At 50.9% G+C, this 19,754-nt stretch carries 14 protein-coding genes; 9 read left to right on the forward strand and 5 right to left on the reverse strand.

From position 1 onward, the window contains the following. Positions 1-127 precede the first annotated feature (127 nt). Positions 128-547 (reverse strand): hypothetical protein, encoded by a 420-nt coding sequence (locus MO867_RS15500; RefSeq protein WP_252470730.1) that lies wholly within the window; start codon positions 545-547, stop codon positions 128-130. 494 nt (positions 548-1,041) lie between these two features. On the opposite strand from MO867_RS15500, the gene MO867_RS15505 reads away from it, so the two are divergent. Then, positions 1,042-1,617 (forward strand): SMI1/KNR4 family protein, encoded by a 576-nt coding sequence (locus tag MO867_RS15505; RefSeq protein WP_252470732.1) that lies wholly within the window; start codon positions 1,042-1,044, stop codon positions 1,615-1,617. Between the two features lie 246 nt (positions 1,618-1,863). Here MO867_RS15505 and MO867_RS15510 read toward each other — a convergent pair whose 3' ends face one another. From MO867_RS15510 to MO867_RS15520, 3 genes are read right to left on the reverse strand one after another with little or no spacing between them, the layout of a single operon-like run. Then, positions 1,864-2,694, reverse strand: a complete 831-nt coding sequence (locus MO867_RS15510; protein ID WP_252470734.1) for a sulfurtransferase — start codon at positions 2,692-2,694, stop codon at positions 1,864-1,866. Positions 2,695-2,752: 58 nt separating this feature from the next. After that, a complete protein-coding gene (locus MO867_RS15515) occupies positions 2,753-4,387 on the reverse strand; it encodes an alpha/beta fold hydrolase (RefSeq protein ID WP_252470736.1) in 1,635 nt (544 codons plus the stop codon). Between the two features lie 57 nt (positions 4,388-4,444). Beyond that, the gene (locus MO867_RS15520; RefSeq protein ID WP_252470738.1) at positions 4,445-5,062 is read right to left on the reverse strand and encodes a trimeric intracellular cation channel family protein; all 618 of its coding nucleotides are present in this window, start codon (positions 5,060-5,062) and stop codon (positions 4,445-4,447) included. Positions 5,063-5,412: 350 nt separating this feature from the next. Here MO867_RS15520 and MO867_RS15525 point away from each other — a divergent pair, with 350 nt between their 5' ends. Next, entirely contained in the window at positions 5,413-6,294 is an 882-nt protein-coding gene (locus tag MO867_RS15525) for a DMT family transporter (protein WP_256474089.1), read from the forward strand. A gap of 218 nt (positions 6,295-6,512) precedes the next feature. Here the strand turns inward: MO867_RS15525 and MO867_RS15530 are convergent, their stop codons facing one another. Further along, positions 6,513-7,697 carry an acyl-CoA dehydrogenase gene (locus MO867_RS15530; RefSeq protein ID WP_252470740.1) on the reverse strand — a complete coding sequence of 395 codons (1,185 nt, stop codon included), beginning with the start codon at positions 7,695-7,697 and terminating at the stop codon, positions 6,513-6,515. Positions 7,698-8,020: 323 nt separating this feature from the next. Here MO867_RS15530 and MO867_RS15535 point away from each other — a divergent pair, with 323 nt between their 5' ends. The 7 genes from MO867_RS15535 to MO867_RS15565 all read left to right on the forward strand — a co-directional run bounded on the left by MO867_RS15535 (position 8,021) and on the right by MO867_RS15565 (position 19,740). Next, positions 8,021-9,457, forward strand: coding sequence for an efflux transporter outer membrane subunit (locus MO867_RS15535; RefSeq protein WP_252470742.1), 1,437 nt, complete (start codon positions 8,021-8,023; stop codon positions 9,455-9,457). Next, positions 9,457-10,698, forward strand: coding sequence for an efflux RND transporter periplasmic adaptor subunit (locus MO867_RS15540; protein WP_252470744.1), 1,242 nt, complete (start codon positions 9,457-9,459; stop codon positions 10,696-10,698). The genes MO867_RS15535 and MO867_RS15540 overlap by 1 nt, the downstream gene beginning before the upstream one ends. Beyond that, complete coding sequence (locus MO867_RS15545) at positions 10,691-13,849, forward strand: efflux RND transporter permease subunit (RefSeq protein ID WP_252470747.1); 3,159 nt, start codon at positions 10,691-10,693, stop codon at positions 13,847-13,849. Before MO867_RS15540 ends, MO867_RS15545 begins: the two co-directional genes overlap by 8 nt. A 445-nt stretch (positions 13,850-14,294) precedes the next feature. Then, positions 14,295-17,942 (forward strand): amino acid adenylation domain-containing protein, encoded by a 3,648-nt coding sequence (locus tag MO867_RS15550; RefSeq protein ID WP_252470749.1) that lies wholly within the window; start codon positions 14,295-14,297, stop codon positions 17,940-17,942. Positions 17,943-18,101: 159 nt separating this feature from the next. Continuing rightward, complete coding sequence (locus tag MO867_RS15555) at positions 18,102-18,401, forward strand: hypothetical protein (protein WP_252470751.1); 300 nt, start codon at positions 18,102-18,104, stop codon at positions 18,399-18,401. A gap of 184 nt (positions 18,402-18,585) precedes the next feature. After that, positions 18,586-19,002, forward strand: a complete 417-nt coding sequence (locus tag MO867_RS15560; protein ID WP_252470753.1) for an IS30 family transposase — start codon at positions 18,586-18,588, stop codon at positions 19,000-19,002. A 483-nt stretch (positions 19,003-19,485) separates the two neighbouring features. Next, on the forward strand, positions 19,486-19,740 hold the full coding sequence (locus tag MO867_RS15565; RefSeq protein WP_256474094.1) for a DUF1330 domain-containing protein: 255 nt from the start codon (positions 19,486-19,488) through the stop codon (positions 19,738-19,740). Positions 19,741-19,754 lie beyond the last annotated feature (14 nt).

Consider the following 19,754-nt stretch of genomic DNA (forward strand, 5'->3'; position numbering starts at 1 on the left):
TATACGGCTGCTGCAGCAGCCTAAAGGGTGATGCACTTCAGAGTTGAATGCAGGTACTTTTAAAAAGATGCCTGCATTCAGCTATGAAACTAACCTCCTTTTTCAGTTTGCTAAACTTCGTTGTCTGTTAGCACTCTTTGTCATATGGACATCCTGGTTTTAGCGGGTAGTGGGTGGGTTCATAAACTTCTCCGCCGTCTTCCCATTGCGCATTTATATACGGAAGGGGGTTCTTAACAATTTCCTTCCAGGTAGTTTCCGGGAATACGGTTAAAACCAAGTGGTCGCAATCCCACGCCCCATACATTTTTTCATTGGGGAGCCATAGAAGAAGATACTCTGGAGCGTAATGATCATTCTTGCTGGTAAGATCAACTGCGGGGATTTCATAGTAACCATCATCTGATTCAGGATAAATCCATACAACACCGGGCTTTAGTTCATCGAGATGGTACAGTCCAATTTGCCCAGGTTCAGCGCAACTAATGTCATACTCCAATTGATTTCCTTTCGAGAGAAACTCCCTTAAGTCATTTTCCAATTCCATATTTCCCCTTAATATTTATACAGTGGTCACAAAGCTGTGATTCATATAGTTGCAATACCAGATACAAATCCAGGTACGCATGCCATCGTCCTAAACTCACTTGGCACTATTGAGCCAGTTGGAGCGTTATCACGTTGACCACTATCCACAATTTCCACTGTGCTTTCAATCCAACCGGTTGATTTAAAAGTACTTGTTGTAAATTTTGACAAGTCAAGGAAACGGCAGCCAGGGTGATCATAAAGTTGCTTCTGATTTGTCAGTTTTTGGGGCTGTTTTTTTGCGTGGCTTGGATATCAAAAGGGCACACTCGAAACGTGACCCTGTGATCCCGGCCAGTGCCTGTTTTACCGCTAATTGCACACAAATTTAGCGCACGTAACCATTGCCAGCCGCGTTGGAGCAACAGTCCGTGGGCTGTAAGACGATCAATAGATGACTCATATTGGCCATAGTATGCTGATCTCACAACGGAGGATAATGGAATGCTAGATATGAAAGATTCATGGGGAGCTATAAAAGAGAAGCTTTTTCAACTTGGTTGTAATAAAAAAATAGACTTGAATCCGGGCTGCTCTGAAGCTGAAATAGACGCGCTGGAGCAGCATGTAGGTGTTGCTTTGCCAGCTGATTTAAAGGAATTTTTATCAGTACATAATGGTCAGTTTTTTCGGGGGTTAGGTCTTTTCTTTGAGTCGCAATTTTTATCAACCTCTGACATCGCGCAGCGTTGGGATAGTTGGCGAGAGTTGGATGAGGAGTATATGAATGAGGACTGTGCGGATTATATGCAGTCCAATCCTGACGGCTATATAAAGCCTCTATATACCAACAAGTCTTGGATTCCATTAACTTTTGATTGGGCTGGTAATCATATGGGTATTGATTTTGACCCAGATACAAAAGGGGTTCCTGGTCAAATAATCGCATTTGGACGAGATGAAGATACAAAGCTTCTTATTGCGGAGAATTTCTCTGACTATATTTCAAAATTTATTTTGGCTCTGGATACGGCCAGCTGGCGGGGCGACAGATTTCGGGGGGAGTTTAATACGTTGAGCAGTTTTTAGTATTGACAACAGTTTTCTGAAGGGATGGTGGGGAAAATAGTATTGGAGTACGGGCAGCTCTAAGCGTCCAATAATTGGACGGGGCAGCCTTAAAATCATGCCATCCACACCAAGCTCTCAGCTCGGGGTCATAATCCGGTTGGGCGGGGAGGCCCTTGATTATTTTTCCTTTTCCACAGATACAGGCAGAAAAAATTTAGGCTGTTTTACAGGGGCAGTTATGCGAATCCGTTGCCACAGGCACGGCTATTGATGTGAACACCAGTCACTCCAGCTACCGGGATAGAGTAGGGAGTCGCGGCGGCCAGCCAGGTACTGGGCGTAAAAATTAACGCAGGCAGTAACCCCGGAGCCACAGTAATTGAGCAGTGGTCTACCCTCGGCCAGATTGTCGAATTGCACTTTTAATTCGGCAATAGATTTCAGTTTATCACTGTTTTTATCAGTGATATCTTGCCAGGGCCGATTGATCGCTGAGGGGATATGTCCGGCAATGGGATCTATTGGCTCCTGAAGGCCCTCGAAGCGCTGGCTATCCCTGGCATCGAGCAGTTGCCATTGGGCTTTGCTGAGTCCAGCCTTCACGGCTTCGTAGTGCAACAGTAGATTTTCTTTGGGCTGGGCACTGAAATTTCCCCCTAGCGGCAGTGCGGCCTCTTTGGTATCGAGCGTTTCTCCGGCATTGCGCCAGGCCTTAAGGCCGCCATTCAATACACTGACCTGCTTGTGGCCAAAAAAGAAAAACAAGAACCAGGCCCGTGCGGCAAAGCCGAGACGGTTCTCGTCGTAGACGATAACGGCGGTATCGGAGTTGATCCCTAGATTGCGGGCAAATTGCTGGAATTGCGCGGTGCTGGGCATGGGGTGACGTCCGCCATAGCGTTGCAAGGGAGCGGATAAATCCCGGTGCAGACTGGCGTAATAAGCGCCGGGAATATGGCCGTTGCGATATTCCCGCTTGCCGCTGTCAGGGTCTGCGAGATTGTAACGGCAGTCCAATATTACGGGTGTCGCAGTGCTCTTTAGCGCCAATAAGTCTGCGACTTCTAACAGGGCGCGGTCGCTACTCTCATCCATTTGCGTTTACTCGGTTCCTTGGTGAATCACGTTGCTACAACGGTGGTTACCGTACGAGCTATTGGCCGCTTTCTGGAGCGGGCACCTCTGCCGCCTGTGACTCTGTGGGTTCTTGATCCGATTCCTGCTGAGTTGACAATTGGTCGGCCAGCTCCGCCTTGCGGCAGGTCATTGTGGTTTCCGTTTGATCTTCTTTGGGGTTATCGAGAAAGCGCGCAACGGCACGTTCTGCGCAATTACTTGCAGAAATAATATCGTGAGCCAGGTTGGGGAACAGCAGCCATTGATGATTGGGAAGCTCCTTGCGCGCGGTATCTACATCGTTTGCGGCAAGTACTGGGTCTAAGCCGCCGTGCAGAACTATCACCGGGGCGGGCGTGGCGATGGCTTGAGATTCAGTAAGTGGTGCTGATGGGATGGCCCAAATACGGCATTGGATTTGTAATAGATTCAAATCTGAGCGCACGGCACCGCCAAGGATACCTGTTTCTGCGGCACTCGCTTTGGCTTTATCAAAGTTGACAAAGGGGGCTTCTTCGTAGCAAAAGTGGCTGACGCCGGCGGCATCGCCAAAATAGGGGTCGAGTACGATTTCCATAAAGTGTGCGATGGCTTCCTGGGCAGGCTGCAGGCCCTCATCATTATTGCTCTCCAAGCCCTCGATCATCTTTGGCAATTCATTGTAAAAGTTCTCATTGTACAGCGCCTGGAACAACACTCTTAGCAGCCGTTGGCCTGTGAGAACAAAGGGGTAGCGCTGTTTGGAATAACGATGCTTGATTGAAATCGTGCGTGGTTTTTCGTCTAGGGTTTGCACTAGGTTTTCCAATCGGCGGCGCAAGTCCGGGTAGAGGCTGTTGCACTTTTCATCATCAATACAGTGTTTCAATCCTCGCTCGTAGGCGGCCAGTGAATCTTGGGGCAACTGTTGGGTGTAAACGATATTGGGGAATACGGCACTGTTGAGTACCAGGGCGCGGACTGATTCCGGGTAATCGCGGGCCACGGTGAGGGCGTAGCGGGAGGAGTAGGAGACGCCATAGAGGTCAAACTTGTCCAGCTTGAACAGTTTTCTCAGTTCGTCCACGTCTCGGGCAATGACGGAACTATTGTATTGGGCGAGATCAGAGCCCTTACTTAGGCGGCTGTAACAGCGTTCCATACTAAAGGAAAAGACGCGCGCCTCCTCTTCTGGGGAGAGGTTACGTTGGAATGCAGTATCGGCATCTTCGATAAACTCGCTACAGGTCAGGCGCGGTTGGGCCATGCCAGTACCTCTGGGGTCAATCACGAATAGATCCCGGCCATCCTCTACCGTCATGGCGGCGTAATTAAGCCACAGCCAATCACTGGCGTTTTCGGGTTCCAAGCCCATGCTCGCCCCCGGACCTCCGGCGCCCAGATGGAGCAGGGGAATTTTACTGGGGTCGGGATTGGTGGCACGAAAGCGTACTACCGGAAAGCGAATTTTGCGTTTCTCGGGATGCCGATAATCTTCGGGGACCTCCATCATAAAACACTGTGTGAAGGGCCAGGTATCATCCGTCTTGAACCAGCAGGGTTTCGCTATCAGGCGGGCATATTGCTTCTGCTGTACCTCCCCACTCTGGTTGGTTTGGGTGGGGCGCTCGCAAGCTCCAATCAGCAAGGTGAGGAGAAGGGTAAAGGCGGTGAGCAGTCGAGCTTTTCGCACAGAGAGGATTCCTGTTACAGCAAATGTAAGGTTTCAAGTTCAAGGCCATCGAACAGTTCAATCTTGTCCGAAGCGGGCGACCGGGGCGGAGAGATTCCAGCGCAGCGCGGCCAGGCGGATCGCAAGAGTCACAAAAACAGCAATGGCGACCACCAATTCACGTGGCAGTTGGCCGCTGGCATCCAGTGCCACCAGAACCGCAGCGCCGGTCAGTGCTGCCGTGGCGTAGATCTCCCGTCTAAGGAGTAGAGGGATATCGCCAGAGAGTACATCTCTAATGACGCCACCAAAGGTTCCGGTCATCACTCCCATGACGATAGCAATTGTTGCGGAATAGCCCATTTCGAGTACTTTCTGGGTCCCAATCACGACAAACACGGCAAGTCCGATGGCGTCTGCGACCATAAGCAGGCGCATAGGGACCCTTAGATAGCGTATCAGGTAAAAGCTCACCACACCGGTAATTGCGGCGATCCACAAATAATAGGTGTGCTCCAGCCAGAAAACGGGAATATTGAGGATGATGTCCCTGACGGTGCCGCCACCTGTGGCAGTAACGCAGGCGAGGACTACGGCACCGAATAAATCCATTTGTTTGTGTCCTGCTGCGAGGACACCACTGAAGGCAAAAACCGCAATACCGATCAAGTCGAACCAATGCAGCAGCTCTTCCATATCATCGTTACATCCAGAGATTGGCGGGCAGGGGAGAATAGCATTTCTACTTACTTGAAGGTAATTGAGCCGCAGACCTGTGGTGAGAAGTGTGAGTTGGCGCAATTGGTGAATCTTGAGCGCCTGTGTTGGGTCTGACGGTGTATCTCTTAAGCCAGTTGAGTGTGGGGTTTGCTGCTACTATTTTTTGTCTATCGGCTTATTTGCGCCCGAAGTTTGTCGTTAAAGAGCATTTAGCAGATTTTCCTCCGATTCTACTGACCGCAGTGCGGTTCACTTAAAAATAAGGGACGAGGCCCAAATCGGTGGGGAGTGCGATAAGTTGAGATTAAATTGGCTCAATACCCAATATGCCCATTTCTAACCTTCTAAAGGCCCTAATCTGCGCACTGTTAATTGGGATGGTTTACCCCATTGCTAAAGTAGCAATGGTTGATATCCCCCCCTTGATGCTGACAGCTATGAGGTTTGCTTTAATCTCAGTGCCTTTTGTTTGGTTTTTTCCCTTCCCTAAAACCTCTGTGTTAAATGTGTTTCTAGTGGGGTTTTTTCTGCAACTCCTTTCTGCGGTACTTGTGAATCTTGCAATGCGCGAAGATGCACAGGCAGGAATTGCGTCTTTGATGGTCCAGTCTCAAGTGATTTTCACCTTGATATTCAGCAGTATCATTTTCTCCGAAAAGGTGAGTCGGCAACAATTGATCGGCTTATTAATCGCGATCGTTGGATTTGCAATTTTCTTTGTTCATATAGATAGGGGGGGATCAACAACAATAACAGGCTTTGCGCTCTTGATCGGGTCCGGTATGTCTTGGGCAGTAGCAAACTTGATATTAAAACAAATGAAAGATGTGAACATTCTGCACGTGATGATTTGGGCATCGTTAGTGCCGCCGATACCCCTATTTATTTTGTCCTACTTTTTGGAAGCCCGAAGGCCGGTTGCGGTATTGCTGGGGGCATCAATGGAGACATGGGGTGCCATTTTGTATCTGAGCTTTTGTGTCGGGTTGCTCGCATTTATTTGGTGGGGGGATTTGATCAGGCGTTACTCATCCTCTTATGTAGTGCCCTTTGGGCTGCTGGTCCCGGTATTTGGGTTGATGGGTTCCTGGCTGCTTTTGGGGGAGTCAATTGATGCGCTGGAGTGGGTGGCATCTCTGTTGGTTTTTTTAGGTATTGGCCTGTGTGCAATCCAGGTGAAGGCCTTCGAAACAGGCGGGAATGAGTAGCCAGCAATGGAGCTAAATAGGGTAATGAAGGGATACTTTCCGGGAGGCTACTAAGCGGCGCAGAGGGACACAAATCGAGCAATTAACGGCTGGATTTGTCATGGCGGGTCTGCGGATATGCTCGCAAACCCGACTGAAAAAGCTGAAGAGAGCCTTTTCAGCGAGAGCAAAAGCAGGCGCATCCACGGGCAAATGCCGCAGGTGCGCCTTTGGGCTGGTTACACGAAAGCCTGCAAGCCGGTTTGGGCGCGCCCCAAGATCAGTGCATGAACGTCGTGGGTACCTTCATAGGTATTGACTGCTTCTAGGTTCATCACGTGGCGAATCACATGGAATTCATCGGAGATACCGTTGCCGCCGTGCATGTCACGGGCGATACGGGCGATGTCCAACGCTTTACCACAGTTGTTGCGCTTCACCAGGGAGATCATGGTGGGATCGAACTGTTTGTTCTCATCCATGATGCGGCCTACGCGCAGAGAGGCTTGTAGGCCCAGAGTGATTTCAGTCTGCATATCGGCCAGTTTCTTCTGGAAGAGCTGGGTTTGTGCCAATGGGCGGTTGAACTGGGTGCGATCCAGACCATACTGGCGTGCGGCGTGCCAGCAGAATTCTCCGGCACCCATGGCGCCCCAGGAGATGCCATAGCGGGCGCGGTTCAGGCAGCCGAAGGGGCCGCGCAAGCCACCGATATCGGGAAATTTGTTTTCTTCCGGTACGAAGACATTGTCCATGACAATTTCGCCGGTGATGGAGGCGCGCAATGAAAATTTGCCCTCGATTTTCGGTGCGGACAAACCTTCCATACCTTTGTCCAGCACGAAGCCGCGAATGATACCTTCATCATCTTTGGCCCAGATCACAAAAACATCGGCGATAGGACTATTGGTGATCCACATCTTAGAGCCGCTGATGCGGTAACCGCCATCCACTTTTTTGGCGCGGGTCTTCATACCGCCGGGGTCGGAGCCTGCATCGGGTTCAGTCAGGCCAAAGCAGCCAACCCACTCGCCGGTAGCCAGCTTCGGCAAGTACTTTTGCTTCTGTTCTTCGCTGCCGTAAGCGTAAATGGGGTGCATAACCAGGCTGGATTGCACGCTCATGGCAGAGCGATAGCCGGAGTCGACACGCTCCACTTCACGCGCCACCAAGCCGTAGGAAACGTAGTTGAGACCTGCGCAACCATAGCCTTCGATTGTGGAACCAAGCAGGCCTAATTCGCCCATCTCGGTCATAATTTCGCGATCAAAGATTTCGTGGCGATTGCCCTCCAACACTCTGGGCATCAGTTTACTTTGGCAGTATTCACGTGCCGTGTCGCGCACCATACGCTCTTCGTCAGTCAGCTGTTGGTCCAGCAGCAAAATATCGTCCCAATGGGCGAGGGGCTGATGTTTACTCATGGTTTGTCTCTTCTACTTCTTCCGTTATTAATTCCACCGGAATGTACAACGGGTCCGGTTTAAGACGGCCGGCTACCCGTGAACCCAGGGGAGACTTTGTGGATAAGCTCCGCGTCAAACCCCGGTGACTATTCAGTTTAGTGTGCCGCATCATACCGAAGTCGCCGCTGTGGAGCACTCCTACAGACAGCAATTCTCCTTTGGATTTTTCAAGTTGTGTGTAAACAAGAGTAAAACGTATTGCGGGTCGTTTTGGGGGGCGGATAATGCGCGCAATAAATCTCTATTTTTTTGAATTAAACGTTTAATTTCGGTGATATTTCTTGTGCTTTTACCGCATTTTGGCAATTTGTGTTCCGCTGTTTGTCAGCTGTAGCTCCCAGTCAATTCAGACAAACCAGCCCTCGGATAATTTGGGTCTGCCGGAATCTTTTCGGGCATCCGGTACCTTCACATCGAGTTTGCGTTGGTGGCGGGATCTCGAAGACCCGCAACTGGACCATTTGGTGCAGTTGGCACTGCAAGACAATCCCGGTTTACAGGCCACTTACTGGCGCCTGGAGCAAGCCGCAGCGATTGCGCGAGGCACTCGGTCGGGGCTCTGGCCCAGCCTGATCGCCAGCATTGAAAATACCGAGCAACGCTACTCTTCGGGCGAGTTCACAGATTCCTCCAGTGAAGGTAATAGCTGGAGCACCCGTATTGCCGCCAGTTATGAAGTGGATCTGTGGGGGCGGGTGCGCGCCGGGGCCAGTGCGGCAGAGGCGGGTTATCTGGCCCAGGAGCAGAACCTTCAGGTTGCGGCCCTGTCCCTGGCGAGCGAAGTGGCGGCCACTTGGCTTGAGTTGCGGGAGCAGTGGGGACAGCGGCAGTTACTGCGGCAACAGTTGGAAACCAACCGCAAAAGCTTAAAGGTATTGGAACTGCGTTTTGGCCGCGGCGTCTCAGTTGCTGCCGATGTTTTACAGCAACGCCAGTTGGTTCAGCAATCTGAGCAGGAGCTGGATGAATCTGCTGCGGATATCGACACCCTGAAGGTGCAATTATCGACACTGCTGGGTATCAATGTGGCACAACTCGACGCCAGCATCCGTGAGATGGCCGGGGTGCCCCGTTTGCCGGCATTGCCGCAGACTGGTGTGCCATCACAATTGCTTTTGCGCCGACCGGATGTTGTGGCGGCGCAGAGAAGCCTTCTGCAGGGCTATCACCTGGCCGATGAGGCCTGGGCGGATCGCCTGCCGATATTTAGCCTGTCAGCGGTCGCCAGCAACGGTACCAGCTTGATCAGTGATGTTACCGAAAACTGGCTTCTGGCCATCGCGGCCTCTATCGAAGGGGTGATCTTCGATGGCGGTGCATTGGCATCTGCCAAGGATCAGCAGGATGCCGTTTTGCAGGAACGCTGGGGACTCTACCGCGACACTGTCAACGGGGCGCTCTCCGAAGTAGAGCAGGCATTGATTCAAGAGCGGCTGATTGAACAGCGACTCCTCCACCTGCGTGAACGCGAACGCCTTGCAGACCTGCTGGTGCTGCGCCAGGGCCGATCTTATGCCCGAGGAACCATCGACTTCCTTAATTTGCTGACGGCAACAGACGAACAACAGAGCCTGGCGCGACAAATACTGTCCGCCGAACGGGAACTGATTGAAAACCGAGTAACACTTTATCGTGCGCTTTCCGGTGGGATTCCCCAGGAAAACCTTCCCGCTCCCGATCCAGTGGACTTGGAGCTGTACTTTGAGGGAAATAACTGATGTTGCAGAAATTTAACTGGCGTTTGCTGACACCTATAATTCTGGTGGTTGTGGCGTTTCTGATTGCCAGCTGGATGATGCGGGAGAAACCCTCGGTTAATCGCGGAGAGCGTAAGGCTCCGCCGCCCGCGGTGGATGTCGCGATTGCTGAGCAGGGCCGCTTCCCCGTGACCTTGAGCGCCTTGGGTAAGGTGACTGCCCGTGAACAGGCGGAACTGGAGCCTCAAGTCGAGGGGCAGGTGGAGTGGCTCGATTATGACTTGGGCCCCGGTGCCTTGCTGCCAAAAGGACAGATTCTTCTGCGTGTCGACCAAGAGCCCTACCAGCTGGCACTGCGCACTGCCCAGAGCACCCTGTCCGAACGCCGTGCTGAATTACAGCAGGAACAAGGGCATCAGCAAGTGGCCGAGGAGGAGTATGAACTCCTAGGCAGTACTCTGTCCGATGCCGACCGCGCGCTGGTGCTACGCGAGCCGCAGCGGGCAGCTGCTGAGGCGGTGGTACAGTCGGCGGAGGCGAGTGTGGCGTTGGCCCGGCGCGATCTTCGTCTTACCGAGGTACGTGCGCCTTTTGATGCGCTGGTAGTGGCGCGTGATGTCGACGTGGGCGATCGCATTTCTCCGGGAGATACACTCTATAGCCTCGCCAGTGTCGATCGCTTTCAAATTGCCGTAGAGGTGCCCGCATCGCAGTTACACCGGCTGGGGCGCGGTGATATCGAAGTACGTATTTACGGCAGCCAGTGGCCTCGGGATATATATCGGCGCGGAGAATTTGTTCGGGTAATTCCGGTGCTGGAAGAGCAGGGTCGCCTCGCCCGTGTTTTGGTGGAGTTGCAGGATCCGTTGTCGGTTCAGGCCCCCAACCAGCCGCAGCTTCTACTGAATGATCTGGCGCGAGTTGAGATTGTCTCTCAGACTGGTGGTGAGCGTGTCCGCATACCACTCACTGCTTTGCAGGATGGAAATAAGGTATGGGTGGTTCGCGACAATCGCACCGTCGTCCTGCCTGTGGAAATCGCTTATATGAGTGATGATTTCGCCGTATTGGCGCAGGGGCTAAGTGGGGGTGAAACCCTGGTTACCACTCGCCTGATCACTGTCACAGAAGGCATGCCAGTGCGAATTGCGGGTGAAATAAATCGACAAGGGCCGCCGCCTGCGATAGATGCCGCCGCTTCCGCGGAGCACTCACCTAAAAAAGGGTCGCACGGTCGTAATGGTGGGGGTTCGGATGACTGAGCAGGATAAATTGAATGCGGAGGTCGATACCCGCTCTGGCGCTATTGCGTGGATGGCGCGCAACCATGTCACGGCAAATCTGCTGATGCTGGTTTTTCTGGTTGGTGGACTGATTTTTTCACTGATTGTCAAAAAAGAAGTCTTTCCGGAATTCAGTCTGGACACAGTCAGTGTCTCCATTTCTTACCCCGGTGCGAGCCCGGAGGAAGTGGAACGCGGTGTATTAGTTGCCGCAGAGCAGGCTGTGCAGGGGGTGGTCGGCATTAAGGAAATGACAGCCAGAGCCAAGGAAGGCAGTGCCTCTCTCACCTTAGAGCTGGAGGGGGATGCCGATGCCAATTTGGTCTACCAAAATATTCAGCAAGCGATCGACTCAGTAACCACTTTCCCTTCGGATATTGAGCAACCCCAGGTAAGTCTGGCCGAGCGCAAACGCGATGTATTGGACTTGGTGTTGCACGGTAACCTGGACGAGAAAAACCTCCGCGGTTTGGCCATGCAGGTTTATGACAAGCTCGAAGCGCACACTGGCATCACTCAGCTGGAAGCGATGGGGTTGCGCGATTTAGAGGTGGCCATTGAAATTCGCCGAGATGATTTACGTCGCTATGGCCTGACTCTGCCAGCGGTGGCCAATGTCGTAAAGAACGCTGCCGTGGATATTCCCACAGGCAGTGTTAAATCCAATGCTGGTGAGATTCTGGTCAGGGTAACCGAGCGCCGCGACTGGGCGCGGGAGTTCGGCAATATCGTGGTGACTCAAGGCACCGGTGGCGGCGCGGTGTATTTACAGGATATTGCCAATATCAGCGATGCGCTCGAAGAAGAAGCTCGCAACATGGTGTTTAACGGCGAGCCGGCTATCAGCATTAAAATCTATCGAGTGGGTGATCAGACACCGATGAGCGTGAGTATTGCCAGTCGTGAAGTTGTCGATGAGGTTCGGAGTAGCCTTCCGCCGGGTGTATCACTCACTATTCGTGACGATGATTCAGAAGTATTTAAAGAGCGCCTGTCACTGTTGTTAAAAAACGGCTTTATCGGTCTCTTGCTGGTCTTTATTGTACTCGGAGCTTTCCTCGAACTGCGTCTGGCCTTTTGGGTAACCCTGGGTATTCCTACCAGTTTTCTGGGGGCTCTGCTTTTTTTACCCGGTCTCGATATATCGATTAGCATGGTGAGTATGTTCGCTTTTATCATCGCCCTGGGTATTGTGGTGGATGATGCAATTATTGCCGGCGAAAATATTCACGAGTGGCGTCAAAAGGGCTATAGCAATTTACAAGCAGCCGTCGCCGGTGCGCGACAGGTGTCTGTACCTTTAACTTTTGCAATCCTGACTAACATCGTAGCCTTTATTCCGCTGATGGCGCTGCCCGGATTTATGGGTAAGATTTTCGGTGTGATTCCTTTTGTGGTGGGCTCGGTATTTGTTATTTCCTGGGTGGAAGCCCTGTTTATTTTGCCCGGACACCTGGCGCATTCTCGGCGTGGTTATAAAAGCCGCAGAGCACGCCGCTTTGCGGCACGGCAAAAAATACTCGCCCGCAGCCTTGATCGCTTTGTACAGCAGCGATTCAGACCGTTTCTGGATTTGTGTATTAAGCATCGCTACACCACGATCGCGGTGGCCATTTCGGCTCTGCTAGTTGTGGGTGGTTATGCCGCTAGTGGTCGTATGGGATTCACTCTGATGCCGCGAGTGGAACGTGACTCAGGTCGCTTCGCGGTGACTTTCCCCACCGGTACCGCTCAGTTCCAGTTGGAAAAAGCCCGTTCACAAATTATCTCCGCTGCTGATAAGGTACTTGAGCAGTACGATCGCGATAAGGTATTTCTCGGAATCCGTGGCCTGATGGGGGGGGACTCGATACAGGTGGATGCATTTTTTGTCGCTGCAGACCAGAGACCATTCTCCACCGGTGAGTTTGTCCGCGCTTGGCGCCGTGAAGTGGGCGTAATTGCTGGGTCCCTCAGCGCAACAACCGCATCGGATAGAGGCGGTCCCGGTGCCGGTTCCTCCCTGACTGTAGAGCTGCGCCACACCAATACAGAGACTCTGGAGAAGGCGGCCATACGCCTGGGTGACGAGCTGGAAAAGTTTCCCAATGTCAGTGATATCGATGCGGGGATCTCCCTCGGCAAAACCCAACTGGATTTAACGCTCACCGAAACAGCCAAAAGCCTCGGTATGTCTGCGGAAGATATCGGACGTCAGCTGCGTGCAGCACTCTACGGTGCTGAGGCACTGCGTCAACAACGCGGCCGGGACCAGGTCAAAGTGATGGTGCGTTTGCCAGAGAGTGAGCGGGTCACGATGAACGATGTGAATGACATTATGATCCAGGCCAGTAATGGCCTCTGGCTGCCTTTGCCAGATTTGGTTGAAATCGACAAGGGGCGTGCATACGCCACAATTAATCGACGTGCCGGTCGCAGGGTAACCACGGTTTCAGCTAATGTGGAACCCAGTGACCAGGCAACCTTGGTGATAAATGAGCTGGAGCAGAGCGTAGTCCCTCAACTCAAGGCAGAATTTCCTGGGCTCAGTATTTCCTACGAGGGGCGTCAGGCGGAGGAGCGCGAGGGTTTGGCAAGCCTGGGTATGACATTTGCCTTGGCGATGGCGGTATTGTATCTGTTGCTGGCGATCCCACTAAAGAGCTACGTCCAGCCACTGATCGTAATGGTGGCAATTCCCTTCGGTGTTATTGGCGCTCTGCTCGGTCATTTGGGAATGGGCTTCGGCCTGAGTATGGTCAGCCTGCTGGGCATGGTGGCGCTGGCCGGGGTAGTGATTAACGATACCCTGGTAATGATTGAGTACAGTAACCGTCTGCGCAATGAGGGCGCCGATCTAGAGAGTGCCATTAAAGGCGCGGCAGCACGCCGATTCCGGCCGATTGTGCTGACGACTGTCACGACTTTCTGCGGATTAATGCCGATGATTTTTGAAAGCTCGGTCCAGGCGCGTTTTATGATTCCAATGGCGATCTCTTTGGGCTATGGAATACTTGCCGCAACGGCCATTTCACTATTGTTGGTGCCCTGCCTCTACTTGATGCTGGGCAAAGATATACCACAGGGTTTTGTTTGGTTGAAAAACAGTATCTCTCGTTTGGGGGCTGCGGGTGTGGCTGAGCAAAAGTGAATTTTTAATTGCAGCGAGTCATTTATTTCGCTCGCTGTGATTTCTCCCCTGGAATTTTTATTTTGTGACTGATATTCCTTCCCTGGTATCCAGTTCTAATTAATGGTTATGGCGGACATTGTCCGACTGGCAGTTAAAAGACAAAGCGATCAAATACTCACTACCAGGCTTGATGATCCGCCCCTGAAGGCCTCCCCAACCTTTCGTGTCTACCTCCCAAGCAGGCACTCGTTGCTCTGCAATTCCCTTGAATACCCTGAACCAGTGATGGAGAAATAGCTGTTCCTGTTCAACATTGTGAAATTATTTCCCGCCAAAATCAAAAAAAATGTGTTTAAGTTTTGAAAAATTCAAACCGATAGGAAATTTTGACCGAATTTGAAAGACTGCGAATTGAGTTCAACGATAGTTTGCAGATTTTCAATAAGTATAAAAGGTGTATTCAGTGAGCAGTTCAATAAACAAACCTCAAGCTCAGTCCCGAGACGTGGTGTCGGTAGAATCGGACGCTGTATCAACAGGGGGTACAGTCTGTGATTTGATCGAAATACAAAAACTCAAAAATCCGGATCAAATAGTTATTGTCGATGGCAATCAGGAAATAAACTTCACTCGACTGATGCAGCGGGTAAATGTTATTGCTGGCGAGCTTCAGAGCTGTGGAGTGTTACCCGGCTCCCTGGTTGGGGTGTGCATGAATCGATCCTGGGAGCTGATTGCCGCTCTGCTCGGGGTAATGCGCGCAGGCTGTGCATATGTGCCTTTAGATCCAGCCTACCCGCAGGAACGGGTGCGATATATGCTCGAACACTCTCGTGCACAGGCAGCCATTGTTGATACTGACCATGCCGCAAATCTATGCCTTGGGGTAAGTGAATTGCTATGGATTGACGAGTTGCCAGAGCCTGCGGCCAACTCGCTAACTGGAATAGCGGGGCCGAGTGCGAATGACTTGGCTTATGTTATCTACACTTCTGGTTCAACGGGAATACCAAAAGGCGTTGCTGTAGAGCACTCTAGTCTTGTGGCCTTGAGCCAGTCCATGAGTGAGTTGTTAAGTATTGAAGAGCTTGACGGTGTACTTGCTGCAACCTCTGTCTGTTTTGATCCCTCGGTGATGGAAATAATTGGGACTCTATCTCTGGGGGGGACCGTAATATTGGCAAAGAATATTCTCGCAATGCCAGGGATTCCGTCCTTGGAGAAAGTGCGAACTTGTATCACTGTCCCGTCTGCAATCCAGGCGCTGCTTTCGGTTGAAAAACTGCCTGAAGGGATTCGCTGTTTTATTTTTGGAGGTGAGGTACTTAAGCCGTCACTGGTTGATCAGATTTATGCGTGCGAGGTGAAACCACGGATAATCAATGTATATGGCCCCACAGAGGATACTGTCTATTCAACATACATTGAGATTACCCCCGAGCGCCATGAAATTACTATTGGTAGATCGGTATCTTACTCGCGATCCTATATTTTAGATAATGCAATGCAGCCGGTCGCTCCTGGTGAAGCGGGAGAGTTGTATTTAGCCGGTAATAAACTGGCACGTGGCTATTTACATGATGATGCCTTAACCAGAGCGCGGTTTATTGAGCCAGCAGCTAGCGGCTTGATCACGGATCGTCGACTGTATAAAACGGGAGATCTGTGCCGCTGGACGGATAGCGGAGACATTGAATACCTGGGGCGAGTTGATCAGCAAGTGAAAATCAGGGGTTTTCGCATTGAGCTTGAGGAAATCGAGTCGATACTTGAGTCGATGCCCGGTATTGATGTTGCAGCCACTACAGTGATCGATAGCGCAGTCGGGCAAAAAATGCTGGTTGCTTATATAGTCAGCGGGGATAAAACAGTAACAGAGGCTGCGGTAAAACAATTCCTTGGCCAGCGGCTGCCAAATTATATGATTCCCCAATTTGTACGGCACCTGCAAGCGTTGCCTTTATTACCTAATCGCAAGCTTGATCGTAACAATCTTCAGCGCTTGGGGGAGGGCCACTTTAATTCGCAGGTTGACAATGCTGCGACCAATGACGGAGTTGGCAGATCTGGTGACGAGCTAATTGAGAGCCTCATCGGATCACCAACTTGTGAGGTGGGGATGATTTCAATTATCCAGGGAGCAGTAGCCTCGCTCCTTAATCATCTTGATCCGCAAACAGTTCTACCTGAGCTGCCACTTGATGAGCAGGGACTGGATTCGTTAACAACCCTAGAATTGGCCAGTCGATTGAGCCATTACTTGAAGCGAACCCTATCACCACAAGCGATTATCGATTACCCCACGCCAAAACTACTGGCGAGCTATATCCTCACTATGATGAGTAATAAGGTTGCTAGCGCGACATCTGATCAGATAGCCAGTGCGGCCAAAGATTCACTTGCCAGTTTTCAATCTCAACTTCAAGCAAGCCATCCAACCTTTCAGGCTGCGAACGCTCCTGCCTGGTCCGCTTCAGATAAGAGCAAGCTGGTGCAGGTAGTGATATCCATGGTCAATGAACAGCGCAGGAATCCATATAGCAAGGTATTGAGTACCGGCAGCGGTACTCGTGGAACGGTGACCGACGTGTATAACGATGATGCGCAAGAGGCGATTATTTGGACAACCAACCTGTATCTTGGCTTGAATCGGGATGCGGAAGTTATCGAGCAGGCGTCAACGGCCGTAAAGCGCTTTGGTACTGGAATGGGCACCTCTGCGGCGGCATCGGGGTTAACAGATCTACACCTTCAATTCGAAACAGAATTTGCCGATTTGGTTGGGAAGTCAGGGGCCTGTTTGTTCCCGACAGGGTATACGGCCAATGTCGGCGTGGTTGCGGGGCTTCTGGGCAAAGATGACGTAGTGGTAATAGACCAGCTGTGCCATGCCTCTATTGTCGATGGAGCCCGCTTGTGTGGTGCAAAGATCAGGACATTCAAACATAACAGTGCCAGCGACCTGGGGACTGTGTTGGAGTCTGAGGTATCTCCCTACCGCACCACCCTAGTGGTGCTTGAAGGCGTTTACAGTATGGGTGAGGGTGCAGCCCCGGTTGCTGAAATAGTGCGCACAGCCAAGAAATACAACGCACTGGTTTTGGTGGATGAAGCGCATTCGTTTGGCTTTTATGGTGAGGGCGGTGCGGGGATTTGTGCGGCCCAGGGCATTACCGATCAGGTAGATTTTATAATGACAACGCTCAGCAAGGCACTCGGCAGCCTCGGCGGTGTGGTTGCCGCGAAGCGAGAATATGTCAATCTGCTGAAATCATCAGCAAGGGCATACATTTTTCAAGCTTCGGTTAGTCCCGCAGATATTGCTGCTGCACTTACCGCCTTGCGTAGGCTCCGATTTGATGATGGGTTGCGGGAGCGACTTTGGGATACCACCCGATATATGCGCCAGAAATTTGAACAGGCTGGATATGATCTGGGGAGCGGGGATGGACCTATCGTTACTCCGCATTTTGGCGATAAAGATACGCTATTTGCCATAGTGCAGGCATTGTACAAACGCGGTATTCAAACGTCGGCGGTCACTTACCCCATAGTGGAGAGCGGGCGGGGTCGTCTCAGGTTCATCTGCTCGGCTGCTCATACAAAGGAGGATGTTGATAGGACCCTGCAAGCCCTGATTGAGGCAGAGCGACAAGTCGATTCCCAGCAGCCGGTGGTTAAAGATGAGCCCTTGGATATAGATCAGGCGATCACCCAAGTGGAGAGCTGGGCAAGTGCTTTTTCTCAATACCTTAGAAAATACCTGGCCAGGGTATCAATAGAAAGGCCCAACTTAGCTTTGTCCGTCAGTATTTCCGGGCAAGATGAGCCAATCAGGATTTTGTCCTATGACGGAAACGTCACATTGAGTGATCATACGATCTCTGGTGTGCCAGGGTGTTCTATGGTTTTCACAAACAAGGAGTCAGTTTCCGCCTTGCGTCTATCCGATGCACAGGGATTGTTGCAGAGTGTTTGCACGGGCAGCTGTGTGTTAAATGGCCAGATCGAACCGTTTATTTGGTTTATTGCTCGAATGGTTGATTGGCAGAAGGATTCAAAAATACCTACGGATTCTGAGCGTCGCCAAGAGCAGGCTATTTGTTTGTAATATTGAATAAGTCATTTAGGAATATGGCCCCTCAGAAGTTTATGAGGGGGCGTATTCCACTTTGTAGAGGCCTTATTCTATGAAGCTTGAGTTATCCCGTCTTCGTGGAGAGCTTGCGCCAACCCAACTGGATTAAAACTAGGACCCATATGGCCCCAAATGCGGATCGAAGTCCTCAGCGGGCAGAACTATTCAGCCCGAGCCATTACGCAACAACTCAGTCGTTCCAACAAAACCATTTCCCGCGAGCTAAACCGCTGTGGCCCTTACAGTGCGGAGAGCGTTCACCGACAGATGCTACAACGGCGGCACGGATCGCGTAAGTACACTAAGTTTGATTTCGCCATGAAAGTGCAAATCGACCACCAGGTAAAAAACGCAAGTCCCGAACAAATTGACGGACGCACGCGGCTTGAGAAGTGTGACAAAGCAGTCTGTTGTTCAACCGCTAATCGGTAGGTTAGAGGGTTCAACTGGCGGCCACACCTGCCGCGAAAAGGTAATCTTTACCGCAAGCGCCCTGAGGCTGGAGTGAAGCTAATTCCAGGATGTATCTGTATTGACGAACGTCCGGCGATTGCTGATGACAGCATAGAGCTCGGGCACTGGGGGCGACATAGTTTATGGTCAAGGTGGCTATCTGGTGACCTTGGTTGAGCGAGTCCCCAAATTGTTATTCACGCGCAGAGCATCAGATAAGAGTAAGAAGATACTGAGCCGTGCCATCAAGCAGATGTTGAAGTCTTATCAGGCTGTGTGTAAAACCATAACCTTCGACAACGGCGGCGAATTCGTGGGCCACCAGTCGATCGCGCGGAAACTAGGCTGCAATATCTATGTTGCCAAGCCGTATCATTCATGGGAGCGCGGGTTGAACGAAAATACCAATGGTTTGCTGAGGCGTTTCTTCCCAAAAGGGATGGAAATTGGCAAGCTGCCGAAAAACCAGATTGACGATGCGGTATTTCGTATTAATGCCCGGCCAAGAAAAATGTTCAATTATTGGAGCCTGCTAGAATTTCTGGTGGGGAAGCGTGTGTCGCATATGCTGGTAATCTAGGTTTTTGATTAGTAATAGCTTGGGCGGAGCTCTTGTTAACAAGACTCTCCCCATATCCAACGTCCACACGTTACGATGATAGAAAAGGTGTGGTGACCATGGTCAATTTGGCAGGGTTACTAAAGTCAAAAAATAATTCCATTCTCGTATTTTACAATTTCATTTGCCTTCCAGTTTTTCATAAGAAAACCTTCGTTAAAGCGTTTTTGTAGGGTGGTTTGCTATTGCTGGTTGTGATTAAATTGATCTTGGTTTAAAGGTGTGTAATCTATAATCCGTGGGGGATGCGGCTGGTGGATTTTTAATGTATGGCAGAATAGTGGGCGCGCCTTATATATAAATAGTAGAGATTTATAGTGCTTTTTGATGGAGGTGATTCTCAAGCACATGAATGGACGACCTATTGCCAGTCGGATGAAAAGGGGATGGGTAGATATGTAGTGGTCATTCGAGATTGGGCTTGGAGTTGATATTATGTATGAGATGGTAGTAGGTCTTGATGTGGGTAATGATAATATCTACCAAGCATATCGTGACGCTATGATGCCTATCTTGAAGTCATATGGCGGCTCATTTGGATATGATTTTAAGGTGTCAGAAGTATTAAGGTCTGAAACCGTTTCCAAAATAAATCGTATATTTACGATTAGGTTTTTATCCAAAGAGGTAATGAGTAGATTTTTCTCTGACTCTGAGTATCTCAATACTTCGGACAGTTTTAGGGGGCGAAATAGGTAGGAACCACGGCCAGA

The organism is Microbulbifer okhotskensis (assembly GCF_023895975.1).
Classification (GTDB): Bacteria; Pseudomonadota; Gammaproteobacteria; order Pseudomonadales; family Cellvibrionaceae; genus Microbulbifer; species Microbulbifer okhotskensis.